At 49.6% G+C, this 20,724-nt stretch carries 19 protein-coding genes; 1 reads left to right on the forward strand and 18 read right to left on the reverse strand.

Annotation, left to right across the window (positions count from 1 at the left end; genetic code table 11):
• Nucleotides 1-270: 270 nt before the first annotated feature.
• Together DXB18_RS13415 and DXB18_RS13420 are read right to left on the reverse strand one after the other, a co-directional pair.
• Complete coding sequence (locus tag DXB18_RS13415; protein ID WP_182430579.1) at nucleotides 271-651, reverse strand: hypothetical protein; 381 nt, start codon at nucleotides 649-651, stop codon at nucleotides 271-273.
• Nucleotides 652-684: 33 nt separating this feature from the next.
• Nucleotides 685-1,275: a hypothetical protein gene (locus DXB18_RS13420; RefSeq protein ID WP_182430580.1), complete on the reverse strand. Its 591-nt coding sequence runs from the start codon at nucleotides 1,273-1,275 to the stop codon at nucleotides 685-687.
• Between the two features lie 168 nt (nucleotides 1,276-1,443).
• Between DXB18_RS13420 and DXB18_RS13425 the strand changes: the two genes are divergently transcribed.
• Nucleotides 1,444-2,220, forward strand: a complete 777-nt coding sequence (locus DXB18_RS13425; RefSeq protein ID WP_118541405.1) for a MurR/RpiR family transcriptional regulator — start codon at nucleotides 1,444-1,446, stop codon at nucleotides 2,218-2,220.
• Here DXB18_RS13425 and DXB18_RS13430 read toward each other — a convergent pair.
• The 16 genes from DXB18_RS13430 to DXB18_RS13505 form a co-directional block, all read right to left on the reverse strand.
• A complete protein-coding gene (locus tag DXB18_RS13430) occupies nucleotides 2,180-3,595 on the reverse strand; it encodes a M24 family metallopeptidase (RefSeq protein WP_118708334.1) in 1,416 nt (471 codons plus the stop codon). The two genes, DXB18_RS13425 and DXB18_RS13430, sit on opposite strands and share 41 nt — an antisense overlap.
• Nucleotides 3,592-4,863, reverse strand: coding sequence for a M20 family metallo-hydrolase (locus tag DXB18_RS13435; protein ID WP_118708336.1), 1,272 nt, complete (start codon nucleotides 4,861-4,863; stop codon nucleotides 3,592-3,594). The genes DXB18_RS13430 and DXB18_RS13435 overlap by 4 nt, the downstream gene beginning before the upstream one ends.
• A 20-nt stretch (nucleotides 4,864-4,883) precedes the next feature.
• Nucleotides 4,884-6,923 (reverse strand): glucose PTS transporter subunit IIA, encoded by a 2,040-nt coding sequence (locus DXB18_RS13440; protein ID WP_118708338.1) that lies wholly within the window; start codon nucleotides 6,921-6,923, stop codon nucleotides 4,884-4,886.
• 242 nt (nucleotides 6,924-7,165) lie between these two features.
• Nucleotides 7,166-7,495 (reverse strand): DUF1292 domain-containing protein, encoded by a 330-nt coding sequence (locus tag DXB18_RS13445; RefSeq protein WP_118541399.1) that lies wholly within the window; start codon nucleotides 7,493-7,495, stop codon nucleotides 7,166-7,168.
• A 116-nt stretch (nucleotides 7,496-7,611) separates the two neighbouring features.
• Nucleotides 7,612-8,184 carry a cob(I)yrinic acid a,c-diamide adenosyltransferase gene (locus tag DXB18_RS13450; RefSeq protein ID WP_347560896.1) on the reverse strand — a complete coding sequence of 191 codons (573 nt, stop codon included), beginning with the start codon at nucleotides 8,182-8,184 and terminating at the stop codon, nucleotides 7,612-7,614.
• 14 nt (nucleotides 8,185-8,198) lie between these two features.
• Complete coding sequence (locus DXB18_RS13455; protein WP_118708340.1) at nucleotides 8,199-10,217, reverse strand: ATP-dependent helicase; 2,019 nt, start codon at nucleotides 10,215-10,217, stop codon at nucleotides 8,199-8,201.
• Nucleotides 10,218-10,298: 81 nt separating this feature from the next.
• Nucleotides 10,299-11,759 carry a glutamate--tRNA ligase gene (gene gltX / locus DXB18_RS13460; RefSeq protein WP_118708374.1) on the reverse strand — a complete coding sequence of 487 codons (1,461 nt, stop codon included), beginning with the start codon at nucleotides 11,757-11,759 and terminating at the stop codon, nucleotides 10,299-10,301.
• A 142-nt stretch (nucleotides 11,760-11,901) separates the two neighbouring features.
• The gene (locus DXB18_RS13465; protein ID WP_118708342.1) at nucleotides 11,902-13,239 is read right to left on the reverse strand and encodes a M18 family aminopeptidase; all 1,338 of its coding nucleotides are present in this window, start codon (nucleotides 13,237-13,239) and stop codon (nucleotides 11,902-11,904) included.
• Complete coding sequence (locus DXB18_RS13470; RefSeq protein ID WP_118541393.1) at nucleotides 13,236-13,844, reverse strand: HAD family phosphatase; 609 nt, start codon at nucleotides 13,842-13,844, stop codon at nucleotides 13,236-13,238. Before DXB18_RS13470 ends, DXB18_RS13465 begins: the two co-directional genes overlap by 4 nt.
• A 117-nt stretch (nucleotides 13,845-13,961) precedes the next feature.
• On the reverse strand, nucleotides 13,962-14,996 hold the full coding sequence (locus tag DXB18_RS13475) for an acyltransferase (RefSeq protein ID WP_118708344.1): 1,035 nt from the start codon (nucleotides 14,994-14,996) through the stop codon (nucleotides 13,962-13,964).
• Nucleotides 14,997-15,079: 83 nt separating this feature from the next.
• Entirely contained in the window at nucleotides 15,080-15,892 is an 813-nt protein-coding gene (locus DXB18_RS13480; RefSeq protein ID WP_118541389.1) for an ABC transporter permease, read from the reverse strand.
• Between the two features lie 6 nt (nucleotides 15,893-15,898).
• On the reverse strand, nucleotides 15,899-16,462 hold the full coding sequence (gene rfbC, locus DXB18_RS13485) for a dTDP-4-dehydrorhamnose 3,5-epimerase (protein WP_118541387.1): 564 nt from the start codon (nucleotides 16,460-16,462) through the stop codon (nucleotides 15,899-15,901).
• 35 nt (nucleotides 16,463-16,497) lie between these two features.
• The gene (locus DXB18_RS13490) at nucleotides 16,498-18,162 is read right to left on the reverse strand and encodes a DUF2142 domain-containing protein (RefSeq protein WP_243103483.1); all 1,665 of its coding nucleotides are present in this window, start codon (nucleotides 18,160-18,162) and stop codon (nucleotides 16,498-16,500) included.
• Entirely contained in the window at nucleotides 18,143-18,493 is a 351-nt protein-coding gene (locus tag DXB18_RS13495; protein ID WP_118708346.1) for a DUF2304 domain-containing protein, read from the reverse strand. The genes DXB18_RS13490 and DXB18_RS13495 overlap by 20 nt, the downstream gene beginning before the upstream one ends.
• Nucleotides 18,490-19,434, reverse strand: coding sequence for a glycosyltransferase family 2 protein (locus DXB18_RS13500; RefSeq protein ID WP_118708348.1), 945 nt, complete (start codon nucleotides 19,432-19,434; stop codon nucleotides 18,490-18,492). Before DXB18_RS13500 ends, DXB18_RS13495 begins: the two co-directional genes overlap by 4 nt.
• Complete coding sequence (locus DXB18_RS13505) at nucleotides 19,424-20,722, reverse strand: lipopolysaccharide biosynthesis protein (RefSeq protein WP_118708350.1); 1,299 nt, start codon at nucleotides 20,720-20,722, stop codon at nucleotides 19,424-19,426. The genes DXB18_RS13500 and DXB18_RS13505 overlap by 11 nt, the downstream gene beginning before the upstream one ends.
• Nucleotides 20,723-20,724 lie beyond the last annotated feature (2 nt).

Consider the following 20,724-nt stretch of genomic DNA (forward strand, 5'->3'; position numbering starts at 1 on the left):
TATAGAACAAAAAGGAACGTATTTCTTCCCATATTAACGCATTTATTGTCATTTTTCAACTGATACACTGGAATTTATACAGAAAAATCCATACGAGATAGGAATTGTCTTCATAACTTACAGTTATCAAAAAGGTAAAAAATATCGCCGGAAGGCATATCCCCTCCGGCGATTCCAGTATTTTTCAGATAGTTCCGTCTGCAGAACATGGCAAAACATGTTTTGTGGATTTTGCATCCCCGCAGTCATTGCCATCTGTCCCTCATTCGGTCATTTGCGGCTGTCCCAGGCTCCGTCCTTGCCAACATAATAGCTTCCAATGGTCTCATCCGTTGCCATGGCATGGTCTTCCCGGAAGTAATACCACTTGTCATCAATCTCTTTCCAGCCGGTTACGGCGGCACCGCTGGCATCCAGATAGTACCAGATATGATCCTGTTCATGCCACTTGGAGGTAGCCATGGTGCCATCTTCCTCGATCCAGAAGAGCACATCGCCATTCTTGATCCAGGTGTTTTTTGCCATCTTCCCGTTGGAATAATAATAATTCCATACACTTCCGCTGCGTTTCCAGCCGTTCTCCGCAAAGCTGCAGAATGCAGAAGACAATGCCAGCACTGCTGCCATGCAAAGCACTGCTGCTTTTTTCATAAACGTTGTCATCGTCCTGCATCCATCCTTTCCTTAGCGGTCGCGCTTGCCATCCGCACCAACGTGTCCGCCGCCCGGAATGTTCACGTCCGTTGCCATGGTACCGCTCTTTAAGAAGTAATACTCTGCATCGTCGATGGTCTTCCAGCCATTCTTGACTGCCTTGCCATCCTCACCCATGTAGTACCACTTGCCTTCCTCGTTCTGATACCAGCCATTGGTCAGCATTTTTCCATCGGCATCGAGGTAATACATATCCTTGTTCTCGGTGTAAACCTGGTCTTTCATGATCATGCCCTTGTTATCTACCCGGTACCAGGTGTCGCCGTCCGCTACCCAGCATCCGGTTGCCATAACACCATTGCCCTGTACCCAGTAGGAAGCGGCAATGCTCTTGCCCTCCTCGGTCACGAAATCCTTGCTGCCAACCTGGTAGCTCAATTCTCCGGACTCATCGTTGCTGACCAGTGTATTGATCCAGGTATTTCTTGCAACGGTTCCGTCCTCCTGGTAATAATACCACTCACTGCCAACCTTGCCCCAGCCTGCTGCAAATGCTGCCGTGCTGGATAATGCAGCCATAGCCAGGCTCAGCGCCATAACCTTAAACATATTTTTCTTCATAACGATCATTCTCCTTTTTCCGTCAGAACACTCTTACTGCTATAGTTTATGATACCTTTTTCCAATGGCATTTGTCAACGAATTTGCCGGGCAATTATCTGACGATTTTCTTTCAATTTGCGATATCCTGTGTTATAATCTTTCATATTACAAAGTCTGGAGGATATTATGGGAATTCAGCTCGATCGTGTCATCAATGAAAACTATGAAAAACTGAATACGGTAGACCAGCACATCCTGCAATTCGTGCAGGCTAATCTAGAGTCCTGCAAGAAAATGAACATTGCTGATCTTGCCAAACTTTGTAACGTTTCCACGGCAACGATCCTCCGCACAGCCCAGAAATTGAATTTCAGTGGTTACAGTGAGTTCAAATATTTTCTGCGTTCCGATTCTGCAGAAAACGCAGAAGTTCTGAACCTGATTGAAATTCTGAATCAGGATATTGCACAAACCACCAAACTTTTTCTCCAGAACAGTCAGGTTCTGGACATCTGCCGGCTCATCGATCAGTCTGACCGGATTTATGCTTATGGAACAGGACAAGGCCAGCGCCTGATGCTCCAGGAACTGGCCCGTTGTTTCTTAAATGTGAATAAAAATATTGTGATTATCCCAACTCACACTGAGTTAAAGATCGTGAAGAAATACATGCGTCCGAATGATCTTTTATTTGTCGCGTCCTGGTCTGGCAATGTCGAAAAATACCGGGAAACGCTCCTGAATCTCAGTCTCATGAAGATTCCCCTGGTTTCTGTTACAACCATGTCCAACAATGAACTGGCCGAGATTTCAGCTTACAACCTTTATTATCAGGGTACAGCCGTGAACAAAGAAATGAACATCAACCGTTCTTCCTACCTGACCCTGCACCTTGTTCTCCACCTGCTGTATGACCAGTATATCAATTATCTGAATCAGCCTGACGATGCTTCACATACATAGCTTTTCCTTTTTCCAGCAGGAACGGTCGCAGATACGCAACCGTGGAACACATAGGCAGTACATCCGGATGCATTCGGATCCCAAGCACCTTTTCCAGATAACTTCTGCGTTTCACAATCCGTTCCCAGAGCTGTGGCTCTTCCTTTTGGATTTCCATGCGCAGCGTTTCATCTGCCAGTGCAATGGTACTTTCCACACTGGTTCCCGCATAGCCGGGAACCGATGGAATAATATCGGTTTGCAGCATCATTCCACTTTTCAGGATTTCCTCACTTGCCTCATAGACCGGAGAAGACATCCATTCTTCATCTGCCGTCAGGTGTCCCGGACAAAGAGACCACCGATACTCCTCTTTTGGCAATATCTGTTCGATCCGATCATATAGTTCTCCACCGCTCATTCCGCAGTGAATTTCTCCCAGCCAGGACACAATTGCATGATAATACGGTTTTACGACCCGATCCAGATAATTCCGATTCGCTTCCGGAAGTTCGTTCTCACTGTGAACTGCATATCCACAGCGTGAGGAAAGCCCGCCGCGATATCCGACCGTCAGACTGACCGGATCTCCAAGCTTCACATCCTTATCCATTGGGTACAGGTTTGCTTTTTCAAAACGTTTTCCAGCCGCCGCAATCGTCACTACGCTGTTTTTCTGCCCCAACGCCTGCAGATCTGCTCCAAGCTCTGTTTCTTTCACACCAATGTCCAGATGGTCCATAGCCTTTAATATGCAGTCCGAAGCCAGCGCTGCACCAAATTCATAATGCGCCAGTTCATTGGCCGTATTGATACAGCGCACGCCTTTCTTTCCGATAAAAATATCTGCTGCATTCACGACGATTCCGTCCGGCCCGGCGGCATCACGAACCGCTTCCACAATATAAGACGGTACATCAAACAGCTGTCTGTTATCCAGAATCCGGCTGGTAAAATATTTCCAGCCTACAATTCCAATCCGGCTTTCTTCTTTCAGCCCGGCTTCCCGAAAACATTCCGTAAGACTGCACTCTCCGCCCATCGGCTGATTCGGCAGGGAAAAGAATGGGACATGGATTGCCTGGGCTTTGATCCGAGCACAGGATACCTTATTCAGATTTTCGTTTCCCATCATCATCGCATGATGCCCGCCTTTATTCAGAACCAGCAGTGCCTCCTCAAATCTTGGCAGAAATCCCGTAAGATAGGCAAAATTTTGCCCATGCTCCAGATCCCCGTAAACAACCAGAGAATCCAGATTTTCTTGTTCCATTCGTTCCAGCACAGCTCTGCACCGTTTCTCCATGACAGCATCACTGAGCAGGACCGGCACTCCGGTACAATCCGGCTTTGGAGGCATCACCGTTCCATAGCAAATTTCTCCAGATCCTCTCATTTTTCTTCCTCTCTGCTCAGTTCCATAATCAAATGCAGCAGAACATCTGCACCCTTCTTCACATCTTCATATTCCGTCCACTCCTCCGGACAGTGTGAAACACCTCCATTGCGGCTTGGAACATAGATCATATTGGTATCTGTAAAATCGGTCATGATCATGGAATCATGTCCGGTTCCGTTGTTGATAATGCAGTGGCTGTAGCCAAGTTCATCACAGATGGCTTCCATTTTCCTGACATTCTCCCAGCACATCACACTAGGGCCTGTCGGGTTTGGATAATTGATCCGGCGTATTTCCTCCAAGTCACAGGAAATCCCATATTTTTGCGCAACATGGTCTAAAATATCCTGGATCATCTTCCGGAAATCCGTCTTTTCGATACACTCTTTGGAAAATGTCCGGATCTCGATCTTTCCTTCCACCAGTTCCGGTACAAACTGGTTGGAATTTGGTGTAATATCCAGTTTGCCTACCATGCCGGTTACATCCGGTCCCAAAGCCCTGATCTGCTCATCAAACATCGTGATAAAGCAGGCTGCGGCAACCAATGCGTCTTTTCGTTCAGCCATCGGCGCAGTAGAATCTGCAGTCTGCCCATGGAAACGAATCGTGTAACGTCCGATTCCTGCCAGATATTTGATCAGACCAATTTCAATATTTTCGCGATCCAGAACCGGTCCCTGCTCCACATGCATTTCCACAAAATTTTTGATCGAGCCCGGAGCACGTCTGGCTGATTCCAGATTCGGAATCAGGCCATACTCCTTCATTGCTTCCAGCTTTGTCTGTCCAAAGCGGTTCTTCACGGTCTCCAACTCTTCCATAGTCATAGTACCAACCATCGCGCGCGAATTGGAAACTCCGGTGCAGGGACCAAATGTGGCCCCTTCCTCTGCATTCATTAAGATCAGCTCCAATGGATAGTCATTCTCAAAACCGCACTCATGGAGAACACGCATAACTTCCAGCGCAGCTACACTGCCTGCCGCACCATCAAAGGCACCTCCGTTTACCACGGAATCATAATGGGAACCGAACATTACAACCGGTGCATCCTTCAATTTTCCCTCTTTTCTTCCGAACAGTGTGCCAAATCCGTCCTCATAAATCTGAATCCCCAGTTTCTGCATTTCTTCTTTGAGATATTCCTTGGCCATCTTATCTTCTTTCGAATAAGAAGACCGTGTCACACCATGACCCGGTGTAGAAGTATACGTTGCCAATATCTCCAGATCATGCTGAATTCTCGCCTTATTTGTTCTCATTTTTTCTCCCTGTATAACGTTTAATAAATTTTTACATTGATTTCCTGATGCTCTTTCAGCTTCTGATGCGCCGCATTTACATTCACAGTCTTATTCGGGAAGATCAGAATCACTACCGGATCCAATCCTCGTGAATGGATCAGTTCCCGGTCAAATTCGATCAGTTTTTCTCCCTGTTTTACCTTCTGTCCCTGCTTTACAAAGGATCGGAAACCTTCCCCTTTCAGCTTCACCGTATCAATGCCGATATGAATCAGTACTTCATCTCCGTTTTCTGTTACGATTCCAACTGCATGATTTGTCTCAAAGCAGGCTGCAACCGTTCCGCTCCACGGTGCATATACCGTATTGCTCTCCGGAATGATGGCAAATCCATCGCCTACCATCTTCTGGGAAAATGCAGTATCCTTCACTTCCGTGATCGGAATCAGGCTTCCTGCTACCGGAGCCTCAAAATCTGCGTGCTTTCCAGCTGCACTGCTCCCTGCCTTTTTTACTGCACGTTTCAGTTCTGCGGCTGCCTTCTCAACCTTTGCTCCATATACGACCTGAACATTTTCTTCATTAATACGAATCAGTCCGAGGGATCCGGTTGCCTTTAACGCTTTTTCATTGACCTTTGCAGAATCTTTCAGCACCAGTCTGAGACGGGAAATACAGTTATCAATTTCAACAATATTTTCTTTGCCTCCCAGAGCTTCCATGATTGCTGATCCCAGCTCGGTGATTTCTTCATTATAATCAACCGCATCTGACTCGTCCTCACGGCCCGGAGTCTTAATATTGAACTTCACGATAGCCCACTTAAATACATTGTAATAGATCACAGCATAAACCAGACCTACTCCTACATTTAAGATCCATTTGGTCTGAGGTCCGCGCAGCACGCCAAATAACATAAGATCAACCAAGCCGCCGCCTGCATTTCCGATGCAGACACTCAGGAAGGTGTTGATCAGGAAAGACATACCTGCCATAAACGCATGGAACACCCATAAAAGCGGGGAGATGAAAATAAAGGAAAACTCAATCGGCTCTGTAATACCGGTAAAGAAGCTCGTCAATCCAGCTGCCAGTAAAATACCTTTTGCTTTCTCACGATTCTGCGGATATGCAGTTTTATACATGGCATAACATGCTGCCGGAAGACCAAATACCATGAACGGATGCGTTCCCTGTGTCAGGAAGCGTGTTGCCTGACGCATAACATCCATATCCGGATTCTGCTGCATCAGCAGAGTATTAAAGATATTCAGCGCACCAGATACCTGCTGGCCATCGATCTCAGCGGTTCCTCCAATTGGAGTAAAGCGGATCAGCTGATTCAGGATATGATGCAGGCCAGTCGGGATCAGAAGACGTTCCAGGAATCCGTAAATGAACGTACCAAATGCTCCCGCAGAAGCAAGAAGACTGCCAAATCCATTGATGATCACATTAAATACCGGCCATACGAAGAACATAAGCAGTCCCAGGAACGGGATCGTCACAACCATCATGATCGGAACGAAACGCTTGCCGCTGAAGAAACTGAATGCTACCGGAAGCTGTGTCTCATGGAAACGGTTGTGGATCATTGCCGTCCAAAGACCAACAATGATACCGCCAAAAATACTCATGCGATAGGTGAAGATACCCATAACAGTATCATAAGCCGCATTCTGCTGCGTCGCTTCAAGTAAAGAATACCCCTGTCTCATCAGATAATCAATACTAACTGTATCGGCCGTGATTCCTTTCAGGCTTAAGAAAAACCGGATCGTGGTATGGAACAGCGCAAATCCTATGATCGATGCAAACGTTGCCACTTCGCGGTCTTCTCTTGACATACCCTGAGCCACGGACATGCAGAACAGGATTGGAAGAAGACCAAACAGTGCACCTGCCAGTGCATTTACAAGGCTGACAAAGTTATTTACAAATGCCACATCCTGAAGTACATTTCCGAATACATTCGGATTCTGTAGTGTGGAAGCGAGTCCCAATAATAAACCAGCTGCTACAATAATGGACAAAGGCCCCATCAAAGATTTTCCCAGCTTTTGTATAAATGTTTTCATTTTACCCTCCATTTCATTATATTTGCGCGCAAAATCATTTTAATGATAAACAAATTATAATGAATCGGAGAAAGGAAGTAAATATGCAGACAGCATCCTGACTCGTCTTGCCGTCTTCTGACATTTTTTACATTTTATGAAAATTTTTACATGTGCATACGCATTTTCAAAAGATAACAGGGTCATGGAAGTTGCCTTGCGGCAGCTTCCATGACCCTGTCACGTTCACGATATTATTATGTTTAGTCGAGTTCATCCTCGCCTACGATCTCGTCAAACTCCTGGTCATCCAGCAGCTCATCGAAAGCATCTGCTACAACTTCATACTCGTCGTCATCCTCGATGTTGTCCAGGCTCGGATTACCGTCCTCGTCTTCCTCGTAACGGTATAAGTATACCTCGCCCTCTTCTGCCTCTGCGCCCTCGGTCGGGAGCAGTGCGATATAGTCACGGTCGCCTGCCTCAAAGATGGTGAGCACAACACACTCTACTTCACTGCCATCATCTAAGGTGAGGGTTACAGTCATCTCCTCCTGCTCTAAATCCATCTCTTCGTTCTGGTTCTTTGCCATAAAAATGTACCTCGCTGATTTTTCTTGCCAATACGTTGCCAGTTCATTATAGCTGACCGGAATGTTTTAGGCAATATGTTTTGCGGATTCCGGTTATATTTTTTCGGCTGGCAGTTTTAAAATTCAATACCCTTCCTCGCCGGAATTCCCTTTTGGTAAGGATGTTTTACCATGTGGATCTCCGATACATAATCCGCCTGCTCCACAAACTTCTCCGATGGGTCCCGTCCGGTCAGGACAACCTCAAGCCCCGCTGGTTTTGTATGCAGAAATTCCAGTACAGACTGTTCCTGCACCATGCCATAATTGCAGGATGCCAGGATCTCGTCCAGGATCAGCAGGTCATAGTTTCCGCTTTCTGCTTCTTTTTCCGCTGTCTCAAACCGTTTCTGGTAATACTCTGCGGCTTCTGCCTTCTGTTCCTCGTTCATGCGGAACACAAAGCCAAAGGTACGGTCACAGTGGGTGACAGTGATGCCTGGAATACTCCGAAGCACTTCCACTTCCCCGGAGTTTTCTGTTTTTAAGAAACGCACTACCAGAACCTTCATGCCGCGGCCTGCCGCACGAACAGCCAGACCCACGGCTGCAGAGGTCTTGCCTTTGCCGTCACCGCAGTATATGTGCACAAGACCCTGCCGCATTTCTTTCTGCTCCTGTTTTTGTGAACTCATTTTCTGCTGTTCCATCTTTTTGTCCTGCATCACCTGACCACCTTTCCATTCCACACCGGCTTTGTTCCGGCACTCTGCTGCATTGCCGGTCGTTCTGTTTTTGCAGCCGTTTTCTGTTGACTGGTTGCCCTACAGGATTCTAACATTCCTTTCGTTTTCACTTCCGGTCCTGGCCGGAATTCTCCTGGCGGCGCGCTATCCGGATATAAATATTCATCAATAAACCGCGACCGCTCCTGCGGCTTTCCATACCGCTCTTTTGTGTAATACACATGGAGCCGGTCTTTGGCACGGGTCATGGCTACGTAAAACATGCGTCGTTCTTCTTCGAGATCCGCGTCCAGGACAGCTTTGTGGTGCGGGGTTATCCGCTCGTTTGCATCCATGATATAGACGATTGGGAATTCCAGTCCTTTGGCGCTGTGCATGGTCATAAGGACCACACAGTCCTGGTCCCGTGTTTCCCGGTTCTGCGCCTGCTGCTTGAGCTGTTCGCCGTATTCTTCCATATGAAGAAGCCAGGCATCCATGGTCTTATACCCGGATGCGCTTTCCTGGATCTGGTCTGCCAGTTCCAGGAGTTCCTCCGGCTTCATGCGGCGGTACTCTGCATAATCTTTTAAGTATTCGTCGTAGCCAATGGCTTTGCGGATATAATTGACTGCAGCCACCGGTGCCAGCTTTTTGAGTATCTTTAAGTCATATTCCAGATCTTCGATGCGCTCCACCATCCAGTCTTTCGACCGGTACCAGGATTTGACCTGGTTCCAGGAAACGATCTGCCCATCCAGCGCTTCCCGGCTGATGTAGCGCTTCGGCCGGTTGATGATGCGCAGGGCATCGGCACGCTTTGCCTGGTGTTTTTCCGCCAGCGGGTCTGCCGCGATGCGGATGTAGGTCAGAAGGTCCTGGGTGATCCAATGCTCATAAATGTTTGGCAGTGCATCCCGCATCTGGAACGGAATGTTGTATTCCATCAACCGTTCCATGAGGAGTCTCGGCTCCATGCTGGTGCGGTAGAGCACGGCAATATCCGACAGGCGGTAGCCCATCTGCACATAATCCTGGATTTCTTTTATGATCGTCCTGGTCTCGGTCGGGGCGTCCGCGAATCCGACCGTCGTGACCGGTTTCCCGGCTCCCCTTGCAGCGCGGATCTCTTTCTCGAAGCGGGTTTTATTGTGACGGATCAGACGACCGGCGTAATCCACAATATTGGAAGTGGAGCGGTAGTTTATCCCCAAAAGAACCCGTTTTGCCTGGGGATAATCTTTCTCAAACCCGAGCATGATTTCTGGCTTTGCACCGCGGAAACGGTAAATAGACTGGTCATCATCGCCTACGATAAACAGGTTATTCTGCGGTGCTGCCAGCATCCGGATGATCTCATACTGTACCCGGTTGATGTCCTGAAATTCATCGATCAGGATATACTGGTATTTTCTCTGCCATGCCTCCAGAATGTCTTTCCTCTGGGTAAACAGCTCGTAGCAGAGCACCAACATATCGTCAAAGTCCAGAAGACTTTTCTCGACCATGGCTTTTTCGTAGCCCTGGTACAGCTTCTTGAACATCTCTTCCGAACAGTTTTTGGAATAATAATAGTCCAGATTCATCATCTCGCCTTTTACCAGGCTGATCTCTGAAAGAATCTGGGAGATGAATTCTGCCTCATCCTCCACATCCATCTGGTAGCGGTCTACCAGTTCCCGGATGATAGCGGTGCGCTGTTCATCGCGCGCGATATTGGAGGCATCGTAGCGGTACGCACGCTTTAAGATTGCAAAAAATACTGCGTGAAACGTACCGAAGCTGACGGGGAGTCTTCGCCCCTCCGTCAGCTTCTCAAATCGCTGCCGCATTTCCTGCGCAGCGGCCTTTGTAAAGGTAATGACCAGGATGCTGCCCAGCTCCACCCTGCATTCTTCCACCAGGTATTTCACCCGGTGGGTAATGACCGTGGTTTTTCCGGATCCCGGTCCTGCAAGCACCATCATCGGGCCCTGCCGGTGATGGATGGCCTGCAGCTGTGATTCATGAAACGCCATGTATGCGGTTCCTTTCTTCGTCTGGCCGTCTGAAATCTCTCTGTCACAAAAGCATCCCAGACAGGCTCCATGTGCAGCTTCCTATGCGTTCACTGCAGAAAGCATCTCAATGCCCTTGCGGATACGTGCCAGGGACTCTTCCTTGCCAAGCACTTCCATGATCTCGGTCGCACCGGCCGGGGTCATCTGCTTGCCGGATACAGCGGTACGAATCGGCCACATGACAAAGCCGGTCTTGTAGCCTTTCTCGGATACATAAGCAGATAATGCTGCGTAAAGTGCGTCGTTGGTGAAGTCCTCCTGTGCTTCAAGGATCGGCAGCACATCGTTTAATACCTCGAGGGAATTCTCGGAGTTGGTCTTCATCTTCTTATGGGTGTACATTGCCACATCGTACTCCGGCAGCTCCTGGAAGAAGTCTACCTGTGCCTCGATGTCCGGGAAGATCTCGATACGGGTCTTTACCATGCCTGCGATCTTCTTTAAATCGAGATCTTTCTTGATGACAGCCTTTAAGTACGGCTCTGCCAGCTCGTAGAAACGGTCTGCGTCCATTGCTTTTAAGTACTCGCCGTTCATCCATTTTAATTTTGTGATATCGAATACGGCCGGGGACTTGCTGATGTTGTGGTAATCAAATGCCTTTACCAGCTCCTCCAGGGAGAAGATTTCCTGGTTGTCGGTCGGGGACCAGCCAAGCAGTGCCACGTAGTTTACAACCGCCTCAGATACGAAGCCCTGCTCGATCAGGTCCTCGAAGGAGGAGTGACCGCTTCTCTTGGAAAGCTTTTTATGGAACTCATCGGTGATCAGCGGGCAGTGTACATAAACCGGAACCTCCCAGCCAAACGCATCGTACAGACGGTTGTACTTCGGGGAGGAGGACAGGTACTCGTTGCCGCGCACAACATGGGTGATTCCCATTAAATGGTCGTCTACCACGTTTGCGAAGTTGTAGGTCGGGTAACCATCGGATTTGATGAGGACCATATCGTCTAACTCAGAGTTGTCTACGGTGATGTCTCCGTAGATCTCGTCATGGAAGGTTGTGGTGCCCTCGGTCGGGTTATTCTGACGGATGACATATGGCATGCCTGCTGCCAGGTTTGCCTCTACCTCTTCCTTGCTTAAGTGCAGGCAGTGCTTGTCATAGGTCATGATCTCCTCGCCGTTTACGGTCTTCTTTAAGGAGTTTAAGCGCTCCTGGGTGCAGAAGCAGTAATAAGCCTCGCCTTTTTCTACCAGCTTTTTGGCATACTCTAAGTAGATGCCCGCTTTCTGGCGCTCACTCTGCACGTACGGACCGCAGCCGCCGTCTTTGTCCGGACCTTCGTCGTGTACCAGACCGGTCTCAGCCAGAGTGCGGTAAATGATCTCGGTTGCGCCCTCAACGAAGCGCTCCTGGTCGGTATCCTCGATACGTAAGAGGAAATCGCCGCCCTCATGCTTGGCGATGAGGTATGCGTACAGTGCAGTTCTTAAGTTACCTACATGCATGCGGCCGGTCGGGCTCGGTGCATATCTTGTTCTGATCTTTGTCATGATATGAAACTCCTTTGTTTTTCTCAAAGATTTTGATTTTCCATTTTTGCGCGTTACACTTCCCACGCAGACAGTAATCTTTGCGCCCATTATAACGCGCTCTGCCCTAAATGGCAATTTGTTTCCTGTGCATGGAATTTTTTTATTCTAAACGGTAAGCCCCGTCACCTTTTCCGGTAAAGCTTCCAGAATAAAGGACCTTTGCTGCCTCAATCAGGTATGCGGTGTCGCGGCTTCCAGCAGTCTCATAGCTGGAGTGCATGGCAAGCTGCGGCAGGCCGATATCTACGGTATTTAATGCAACCTGGGTTCCGGAAATATTGCCCAGAGTGGAACCGCCGAGGATGTCGGAACGGTTTAAGAATACCTGGTACGGAACCTCTGCCTTCTCGCAGATGGTCTTGAATACAGCAGCAGAAACTGCGTCGGTGCAGTACTTCTGGTTTGCGCTGTATTTGATGACGATCCCCTGGTTCATGTACGGGCGGCTGGTCGGATCTGCCTTATCCGGCTGGTTCGGATGGATGGCATGCGCATTGTCTGCAGATACCATGAAACTGGATGCCAGTGCGGTTAAATACTCTTCCTGGGTGCGGCCCATGCCGGTGTTGATGCGGTTTAACACATCCTTTAAGAACGTAGATTCTGCGCCCTGTTTGGTTCCGCTTCCCACTTCCTCGTTATCGTATACGCAGTGAACAGCTACGCTGTCCTTCGGCTCTGCTGCCAGAAAGCCCTTTAAGGATGCGAATGCACACTGCAGATCATCCAAATGCGGGCTTGCGATAAACTCGCCATCTGCACCGAGCAGGGTACCTTTCATGCGGTTATATAAGAACATATCCATATCCAGGATGTCCTCTGCCTTTACACCGGCCTCATTTGCGATCAGCTCGGTAAAGCAGCCCTTTACCTGCTTTTCGGCAACTTCGCAGAACAGCGGAAGCATATCTTTCTGGGCATTGAACGCATACCCGTCGTTCACCTGACGGTTCATGTGAATCGCCAGATTCGGGATGATCATCAGGTCACGGTCTACGTTGACGAACTTGGTTGCAATGCCATCAGCAGTACGCACGATCACGCGGCCTGCCACGGAAAGCGGACGGTCCAGCCAGGTGGAGCAGATCATGCCGCCGTATTTTTCCACGTTCAGCTTCACATACTGGTTCTCCACGACGATCTCGGCATTGGCTTTGATCTTAAAGACCGGAGAGTCACTGTGGCTTGCCATGATCTGGAAGCCTGCGAAATCCTGTTTCGGAATCTTGAATGCGATCAGGGCAGAATCGTTTCTGGTCACATAGTAACCATTTCCTGCCTCCAGGTTCCATTTTTCTCCTTCATACAGACTGGTAAATCCAGCGTTTTTCAGCATTTCACACATATTTGCCGTTGCGTGGAATGCACTTGGGCTGTTGTCGAGGAATGCAAGCAGCTCCTCATTGGTTTTTTCAAAATTCAAATTCATTTTACTCATAATACTTTCTCTAAATCCTTTCTCAGATTTTCCATGCTGCCATCTGCGAAGCAATGCCCATCCATACCACAGGCTTTTGCTCCCTCAATATTCATCGGCAGATCATCGATAAAATAACACTCCTCCGGCTTTAATCTGAAGCGGTTGAAGAAATGCTCATACATCTCTTTCTGCGGTTTTAAGCATTTCACCTCGGCAGAAAAGAGCAGTCCATCGAAACATTCGACAGCCGGGATCACCTCTTTGTAGCAGGACGGCAGCCGGACAGACGCATTGGAGCAGACATAAAGGCCATACCCTTTTGCTTTCAGTTCCCGCACCAGTGCCTCCATATCTTTATTTTTCCACATGCAGTATTTCTCCCAGTTGTCAAAACACAGCTTCGCCGCTTCATGCAGACGCTCTGGAAGTCTCGCGCACATTTTTTTGAGTCCCTCTTCTTCAGAAATGACTCCCATATCCAGCAGGATCCATTCCGGGGAATCGAACACAGCCGTACAGACCGCTTTCTGGTCTTCCTCATTTTCAATAAAATGGCGGCATGCCCGCATGGATTCGTAGTAAATCAGAACTTTCCCCATGTCGAATACAATATTTTTTATCATCGCATCTCCTCCTATTTATTTATCACAGATCCATCACACTTCACAGGGGTTGTGATGGTGACAGACAATCGCAGACAGCTTCCCCGGATTCCCCAAAATAACCATTTATCTGCCCATTCATCTGTCTCCCGTCAGCAACCTCCATACACGCGGCAGGTACCTTCGCATCCATGCCCCGGTCACACTGCTGATCACAAGCACCAGAACCGGCATGAACAAAAACAAAAGGAACGGTCCATACCAGTTTGCTGTCCCTATGATTCCAAGCCTGGCTGCTGTCTTATTGATCAGCCGCACAATAGCAAAATGAACGGCATACAGGAAAAAATTGTGCTTCATAAACTCCTTCGCCGCCGGGAGATGCTTTCCCGGAATCACAAGCCAGAACCCTGCCACCGCCAGAACACGGCACAACACAAACGACGGGATATGCGCCTGCCAGAGTCCCACATAATAGACAGCCGCCGCTGCTGCCATACTAAACATTCCGGCCCAAAAGCACATCCTGCTTTCACACTGCTCTGCCACTGCCTTCCAGTGCAGCGACAGCATGGCACCCGTGCCGTAATAGATCAGCGCATCCGGGTTTACCAAAAGTCCAGATGGACTAAACCGTACCAGAATCCAGCAGGCGGCAAGCAGCAGACAGCCGCTCCATACACGCTTTAGCAGCATATAAAGGACCGGTGCCAGCGCCACCAGCCATATAAGCTGGTACAGATACCAGAACACATTGTTGTAGGTGTGGGAAACCACAGCTTCCACCGCCGCCTGAAGCGACAGCTCCACGACTCCTTTTCCCACGACATCAGACAGCGCCGGGACGCGGCTGGCAACCACATAGCAGATATAGTAAAGAAAATTCCAGACAATATACGGCACAAGCAGGCTTTTTACGCGCCTCTGCCATTTGCCTTTCAGTTTGTCCCAGCTGAAATCCCGGTAAAACTGGTACCCGGAGATCATAAAAAATCCCGGCACCGCGATCTGCCCAAACCAGTCTCCGATCCGGTGCTCCAGCACATAAACCGTTCCGGTCATTGCCTGATAGCCCAGAAACAGCTCTGCATTGTAGGAGTGGACCCAGATTACTAAGAGACTGAGCGCAAAAGAGAACCATGTGACTTTGTTGCGAAATTCTAACTCGGTCATATGATTCCCCCTTATCTGTCATACGTTTTCTTTTTGCCGGAACTGCCAGCTTAAAACGCAAGAAACCATTTTCTTTTCAAGCCTTACAATACGTCAGAAAAATGCGGTCTTAACCGTTTAAACACCCGGAGTCCCAAAAGCCCGATGACGAGCGTTACCACCCAGAAATAAATGCCAAGCTTCGGGCGTTCCCAGAACCAGTTTCCGGTGAGCATGCTGTCGCGGTATCCGGCAACCACATAGTAAAACGGATTCAGCTTTAAGATCGTCACAAACCACGGAGCCTTGTCCGCAAACATGGTCTCCTGGTACATGATCGGGGTCAGCCACATGCCAAACTGCAGACAGATGCTGACGATCTGCGCCATGTCTTTAAAGAAGACATTGACCGCAGAGGTCAGGTAACCGAATGCCAGGGCCAGCATGGCTGCCGCGAAGCTGTAATACAAGATCTGGATCCAGGTTGCCATCGGCAGTCTGCCGTAGCATAAGAACACGACCAGCATGATCCCTGCGAAAAAGGCATGCACCAGCATACAGGAGATCAGCTTGATGATCGGAAGGATCTCAACCTGGAACACAACCTTCTTCACCAGATAGCTGTATTCCTGCAGACACCCTGTCACGCAGTTTAAAGCCTCGCTGTAGAAAAACCACGGCACAATGCCCGGGATCAGCCAGAGCACATACGGCACTCCCGGAACCGGCGGCACACTCTTAAATCCCACCTGGAAGATGAAGAAATAGATGAGCACCGTGACGATCGGCTGCACCAGCATCCACACGATGCCAAAGTACGAACCGACAAAGCGCTTTCGGAAATCAGCCTTCGCCAGATCCCAGATGAGTTTTCGTTTCCTGACGATTTCTTTCATCAGAGAAATTACATAATTCATAAATTTTTATTCCTCATTAAATTTGAAGGTGTCCTTCAGACCACTCCACTTTTTATCTTTCTCAGAGATGATCAGTTCCACACCTTCCTCGAACGGCCAGTCAATGCCGATCTCCGGATCGTTGTAAGCCAGACCGCCCTCATCGCCCGGATGATAGAAATCGGTGCACTTGTAGGCGAACTCTGCCTCATCGGACAGCACTAAGAAGCCGTGTGCAAAGCCCTCCGGGATGTAGAACTGCTTTTTGTTCTCGGCAGTCAGTTCCACGCCAAACCACTTTCCGTAGGTTTTGGAGTTTGCACGCAGGTCTACTGCTACATCGAATACGGCACCACGGATGGCACGCACCAGCTTGCCCTGCGGATACTGTTTCTGGAAATGCAGGCCGCGCAGTACACCCTTCACGGACATGGACTGGTTGTCCTGTACAAATACCATGTTCAGTCCGGCTTCCTTGAAGTCATTCTGGTTGTAAGTTTCTACAAAATAGCCGCGCTCATCCTTAAATACGGTCGGCTCGATCACATAAAGTCCCTCGATATCACAGGATGTTACTTTGATCTTTCCCATTATTCTTGTTCCTCACTTTTCATTTCTCTAAGGTTTTACAAACGGATGCACACAATGCTGAACAGACGCACCAGCGCATAACCGTTCAGACAGCACATCAGATACAATATACTACGGTTTTTATCCTTTGTCAAAACTACCGTATGATTTTTCAAAGCCAGCAGAAGCACCGGCAAAAACGGCAGGAAATAACGGCCCTGCACGCCCAGGATCACCCGGGAGCTGATCGGTGTCCACGCGATCAGCATAGACAGCATAGTAAGTCCCACACAGGCTGCTGCGAGAAATCCAATCCAGAATCGCTGGCGCAGATTCATGCGGATCTGCTCGGCCGGAATCTTCAGTGCCAGACCGATCAGACATAACGTAAGGATCCACACAACCAGATACGGCACATCTAGCACCTGGTCCAGATTTCCAAGCCATCCTCCGATCATGGTGATATGCATGTCTTTCGCATTCCACACCATGGTCTGGTAAAACATCCGCACCAGAAGCACCGGATTATGGATGAGAAGGTTCATGCTGAAACCGGCTTCTTCTGCCCAAGCCACATAGCTGTCAGCCTCCGTCGCCGTCGCGTAAGTGGTGATGACCTGGCTATTAACCAGATACATGGACACAGCCCACGCACCCGCCACGACAAACGCACTGGCAAACCAGTTTCTTGCACCGCCAAATTTGCGGACCGGAACCAGCAGGCACAGGCCAAGCATCGGCGCGTAGACCATCTTGCACGGACCTGCCACCGCCGCCAGAACTGCTAACAGCACCACATCCCGGATGCGGACCTGTTCCGCTTCAAAAGCCAGGTCCAGACAGACAGCTGTTAAAAGGAACATGCAGCCGAGGATCATGACATCATAAGAGAACGAAGCCGCAAGGTGCAGCGTCATCGGCAGAAGTGCCACGCCCAGAAGCACTTCTTTCCCAAACGGGATCCGCTTCACCGCCAAATATAACATTCCTATAAAAAAGAGCAGGTTGCACAACCGTCCAAAGTACAAAAGGCAGACCGTATTCAGCCCCAGAAGCCTTGCCGCGCTGATGCCGATTGCCTGTGGCACATAGGCAAGCGGCGTAGTGGTGACCGGCGGGTAGGTGGAACTCACGTAAGCACCCTGCGCCTGAATTTCAGCAGTCCGCTCCGGCGCATACTGTCCATTGATTCCTAATGCATGAAATAATTCGTAGGCGGACTCATCCAGGGTTTCGCCCAGCTTCACCGCCTGCTCGCGGCTCTCCTCCGTCACCTGAAGATTTCCATCTTCATCGGGTTCGTAGATAAAATCCCCGTCCAGATCCTCCACCCAGGCATCCTGCGCCCGTAAAAGCACCCGGCCGTAGCGGTCGCGCTGTGGCTGCCCGGTCAGCTGGGAAGAAAGCCGGTAAGCGCTGACATAATGGCTGATCTCGTCCGGCGCCGAAAGCGGCGGCAATACAAAGAGATACAACACGCCAAGGCCTCCTGCCATGAGCACCGCCAGCTTCGGAAATGACCATGGAATGTTCTTTTCCAGCAGGAAATATCCACACACGGCAGCAAACGCTGCCACCAGCGCCGACAACAGCAGATACTGTCCCATCTGCCAGGAGGCGCCGGTCGCCTGGATCCCGGTCTTAACATCCAGACTGTGCCAGGCAGCTGCAGCCGCAAGGCACAAAATGCCGGCAATCAGGCTAGTGTTTTTCTTCTTCATACTTTTTCTCCTCAAGTGCCATGGCCTGGACCAGCTCTTTGATCTTACTCTCCAGCTGTGAGATGTGGATGCTCATAAAAAAGACCTTTAAGATCAGCACAAAGATCGCGAACAAAAACAGAAAATTCGTTGTGGCATAGATTCCAAGCAGGCTGGCGCAGGCATCGGCCACCTTCGGAAATACACTGTACACCACCAGCACCAGGGCTAACACAATCCAGAAGATCGCGCTCTCGATCTGCATCCGGGACTGGCGGATCTTGCGCATGATCATGGAAAAGGTGCTAAGAGACACCAGGATCAGCGCAATGCGCAGGGTTGTGGTCATCATGCTTTTCTCCTCCATTTCTTTTCCCAGTACAGCGGACTCATGCTGCACCAGAGGATCATCTTTTTCGGAAGTTTTTCATAGTTTCGTCCCAGCTTGTAGCCGAGATATTTGCAGCCGCTGCTGACAACCAGCTCCGGGATCAGAAAGCCCTTAAAGTGCAGCAGCAGGTACTTTGCCGTCTGTTTCACAAGGCGGATTCCCTCTCCCTCTGACTTCAGATCTGCGAACACCTCCGGGTGCTCCGCCTGGGATACCGCCAGGTCGAAATTGCGGTGGAACTGCTGCATCGGCGTCAGATTGTGCGAGTGGACTACCTTGGCCTCCGGCACATAAGCCACTGCATAACCGGCATCCATAGCCGCTGCCGCGTAGATCATGTCCTCATTAAAGATGGTGCTGTTCACAAAGCCCTCCAACTTGCGGAAAATGTCCTTGCGGTACGCACAGCACACATTGGAAGCAAAGTAGGTCTTGATTCCCATGGTACTGACATCTTTTTTCGTCTTTACCATCGGCGTATCCGGATAGTTGAATGCACGGGTATAGCGCTCGATCGTGCGGCAATCCTTGGCCGGAAGCTGTCTTGCGTAAGCCACTGCCACCGCTTCGCCGTCCGGTCCCTTCTGGTCCAGTCCCTTTAACAGGTTCTCGATCAGGTATTCATCCTGCGGAACTGCGTCATCGGTCATAAAGATCATGATGTCCGATTCCGAGTACCATGCCGCCAGATTGCGGGTACCGCCGTGGTCAAACTCTTTTTTTGTCAGATGATGGACTTCCATTCCGGGGATATCCCGGTATCCGTCCGCATTCCAGTACGCTTTTTCTGTATTCATGATAATGATCCGGTCTGGCACTACCGTCTGCTTTTTCAGCATCTGAAGCAGTCTGGCAAACCGCCGGTCCGGCTTGTACACCGGGATCAATACATCAACCGTCATGACGCTCCTCCTTCATTTCCCTCTTGATTTCGATCCAGGCGCCACCCACAAATCCGGCTGCCATGATGACCATCAGCACCAGATAGGCTGCTGCCGCGCCCAGAATCCCAAATGCCACCGTCATTTTCGGGGCCAGAACTGCCGCAAGTACCGTGAGCAGCACATAAATGCCAAAGATCAGCTTCTGCTTCCGCAGAATGACCAGCGCATAATAATAAAGATTTAAAACTGCATAAAAACCGCCGCCCAGCACAATCATGACAAATGCGGGCCAGAGTGCTGTCAGCTTTCCGCTGTATGCCGCACCAAGCAGCCATTCCAGAAGCGCAAGCACTGGTTTTCCAAGCACCACGGTCCCGCCGACCGCCAGAACCGTCAGACCGCCGATCACTGCCATGATCGTAAGCAGCTTTTTTGAAAAATCTGAAAAACGATGCGCATTCCAGCAGTCCGTTAAATAGGTCAGATATGGACGGATCACAAAGCCTGCCGCCAGATTGATAACCGAGGTCGGCATAAAGATCACATTGAAATAGCCGCTGGCTGCATCGCCCAGATGGGCATCGATGGCATACTTCGCTGCAGAAAAAATATAAAAATCCAGAAACACCGACACAAACAAAAGAATGGCCGATGCCGTGAGCGCCCTTGCCTGTGTTCCGCTCCAGTTATAATCCACCTTGGGCAGTTCTTTTAACACCACAATGTCAAACAAAGCAACGCCAGCGATCTGTCCCAGCACCGCAGCTACGCAGGCTGCAAAAAGTCCCGCACCGGAACATAACGTCACCAGAAACACGCCAACCGAAAGGATGGTACGGAAGGTATTGGAACGTCCGGTCAGGTACAGACATCCCTGCCGCTGGAATTCCGATTCGTACACATCGGCAAAACCATCGATCACCTTATAAGCGATCAGCAGAAAAATGATCTGGACCTTCTGCCAGGAATACCCGGTCACAGCCAGATATCCGGCACCCAGAAGCAGCGCCAGAAAACAAGTCCCATACCGGTGATGGAGATAATCCCCAAACCGGTACTGGTTCGCCCCGTCCGTAATGTGAAACGGCCGGATGCCAAAATACGCCAGCAGAAACATCTGCTGCCCGACCGTGCTGAACCCAAAGGAAAAAATCCCGCCCTGCTCTTCTCCGGCTATGCGCAGCACCAGAAAAGAAAGTACCATACTGGCAAAGGCATAGAAGAAGCTTCCGGTCATGTTCCAGATCATATTTTCTTTTTCCAGGCTCAGCCTTGTTTTCATGAGAAGGTGCGTCCAGTGTTTCATGA

Origin of the sequence: Clostridium sp. OM02-18AC (assembly GCF_003481825.1) — a bacterium.
In the GTDB taxonomy this organism is placed as follows: Bacteria; Bacillota; Clostridia; order Lachnospirales; family Lachnospiraceae; genus Brotaphodocola.

Excerpts from the sequence above, each read along its gene's own strand:
- DXB18_RS13440 (WP_118708338.1), bottom strand. The coding sequence starts at position 6,923 with ATGAAAACATTTATACAAAAGCTGGGAAAATCTTTGATGGGGCCTTTG.
- rfbC (WP_118541387.1), bottom strand. The coding sequence starts at position 16,462 with ATGGGAAAGATCAAAGTAACATCCTGTGATATCGAGGGACTTTATGTG.
- DXB18_RS13435 (WP_118708336.1), bottom strand. The coding sequence starts at position 4,863 with ATGAGAACAAATAAGGCGAGAATTCAGCATGATCTGGAGATATTGGCA.
- DXB18_RS13455 (WP_118708340.1), bottom strand. The coding sequence starts at position 10,217 with ATGGCGTTTCATGAATCACAGCTGCAGGCCATCCATCACCGGCAGGGC.
- DXB18_RS13480 (WP_118541389.1), bottom strand. The coding sequence starts at position 15,892 with ATGAATTATGTAATTTCTCTGATGAAAGAAATCGTCAGGAAACGAAAA.
- gltX (WP_118708374.1), bottom strand. The coding sequence starts at position 11,759 with ATGACAAAGATCAGAACAAGATATGCACCGAGCCCGACCGGCCGCATG.
- DXB18_RS13415 (WP_182430579.1), bottom strand. The coding sequence starts at position 651 with ATGAAAAAAGCAGCAGTGCTTTGCATGGCAGCAGTGCTGGCATTGTCT.
- DXB18_RS13490 (WP_243103483.1), bottom strand. The coding sequence starts at position 18,162 with ATGAAGAAGAAAAACACTAGCCTGATTGCCGGCATTTTGTGCCTTGCG.
- DXB18_RS13430 (WP_118708334.1), bottom strand. The coding sequence starts at position 3,595 with ATGAGAGGATCTGGAGAAATTTGCTATGGAACGGTGATGCCTCCAAAG.
- DXB18_RS13495 (WP_118708346.1), bottom strand. The coding sequence starts at position 18,493 with ATGATGACCACAACCCTGCGCATTGCGCTGATCCTGGTGTCTCTTAGC.
- DXB18_RS13450 (WP_347560896.1), bottom strand. The coding sequence starts at position 8,184 with ATGGAACAGCAGAAAATGAGTTCACAAAAACAGGAGCAGAAAGAAATG.
- DXB18_RS13465 (WP_118708342.1), bottom strand. The coding sequence starts at position 13,239 with ATGAGTAAAATGAATTTGAATTTTGAAAAAACCAATGAGGAGCTGCTT.
- DXB18_RS13500 (WP_118708348.1), bottom strand. The coding sequence starts at position 19,434 with ATGACGGTTGATGTATTGATCCCGGTGTACAAGCCGGACCGGCGGTTT.
- DXB18_RS13470 (WP_118541393.1), bottom strand. The coding sequence starts at position 13,844 with ATGATAAAAAATATTGTATTCGACATGGGGAAAGTTCTGATTTACTAC.
- DXB18_RS13445 (WP_118541399.1), bottom strand. The coding sequence starts at position 7,495 with ATGGCAAAGAACCAGAACGAAGAGATGGATTTAGAGCAGGAGGAGATG.
- DXB18_RS13475 (WP_118708344.1), bottom strand. The coding sequence starts at position 14,996 with ATGACCGAGTTAGAATTTCGCAACAAAGTCACATGGTTCTCTTTTGCG.
- DXB18_RS13505 (WP_118708350.1), bottom strand. The coding sequence starts at position 20,722 with ATGAAACACTGGACGCACCTTCTCATGAAAACAAGGCTGAGCCTGGAA.
- DXB18_RS13425 (WP_118541405.1), top strand. The coding sequence starts at position 1,444 with ATGGGAATTCAGCTCGATCGTGTCATCAATGAAAACTATGAAAAACTG.
- DXB18_RS13420 (WP_182430580.1), bottom strand. The coding sequence starts at position 1,275 with ATGAAGAAAAATATGTTTAAGGTTATGGCGCTGAGCCTGGCTATGGCT.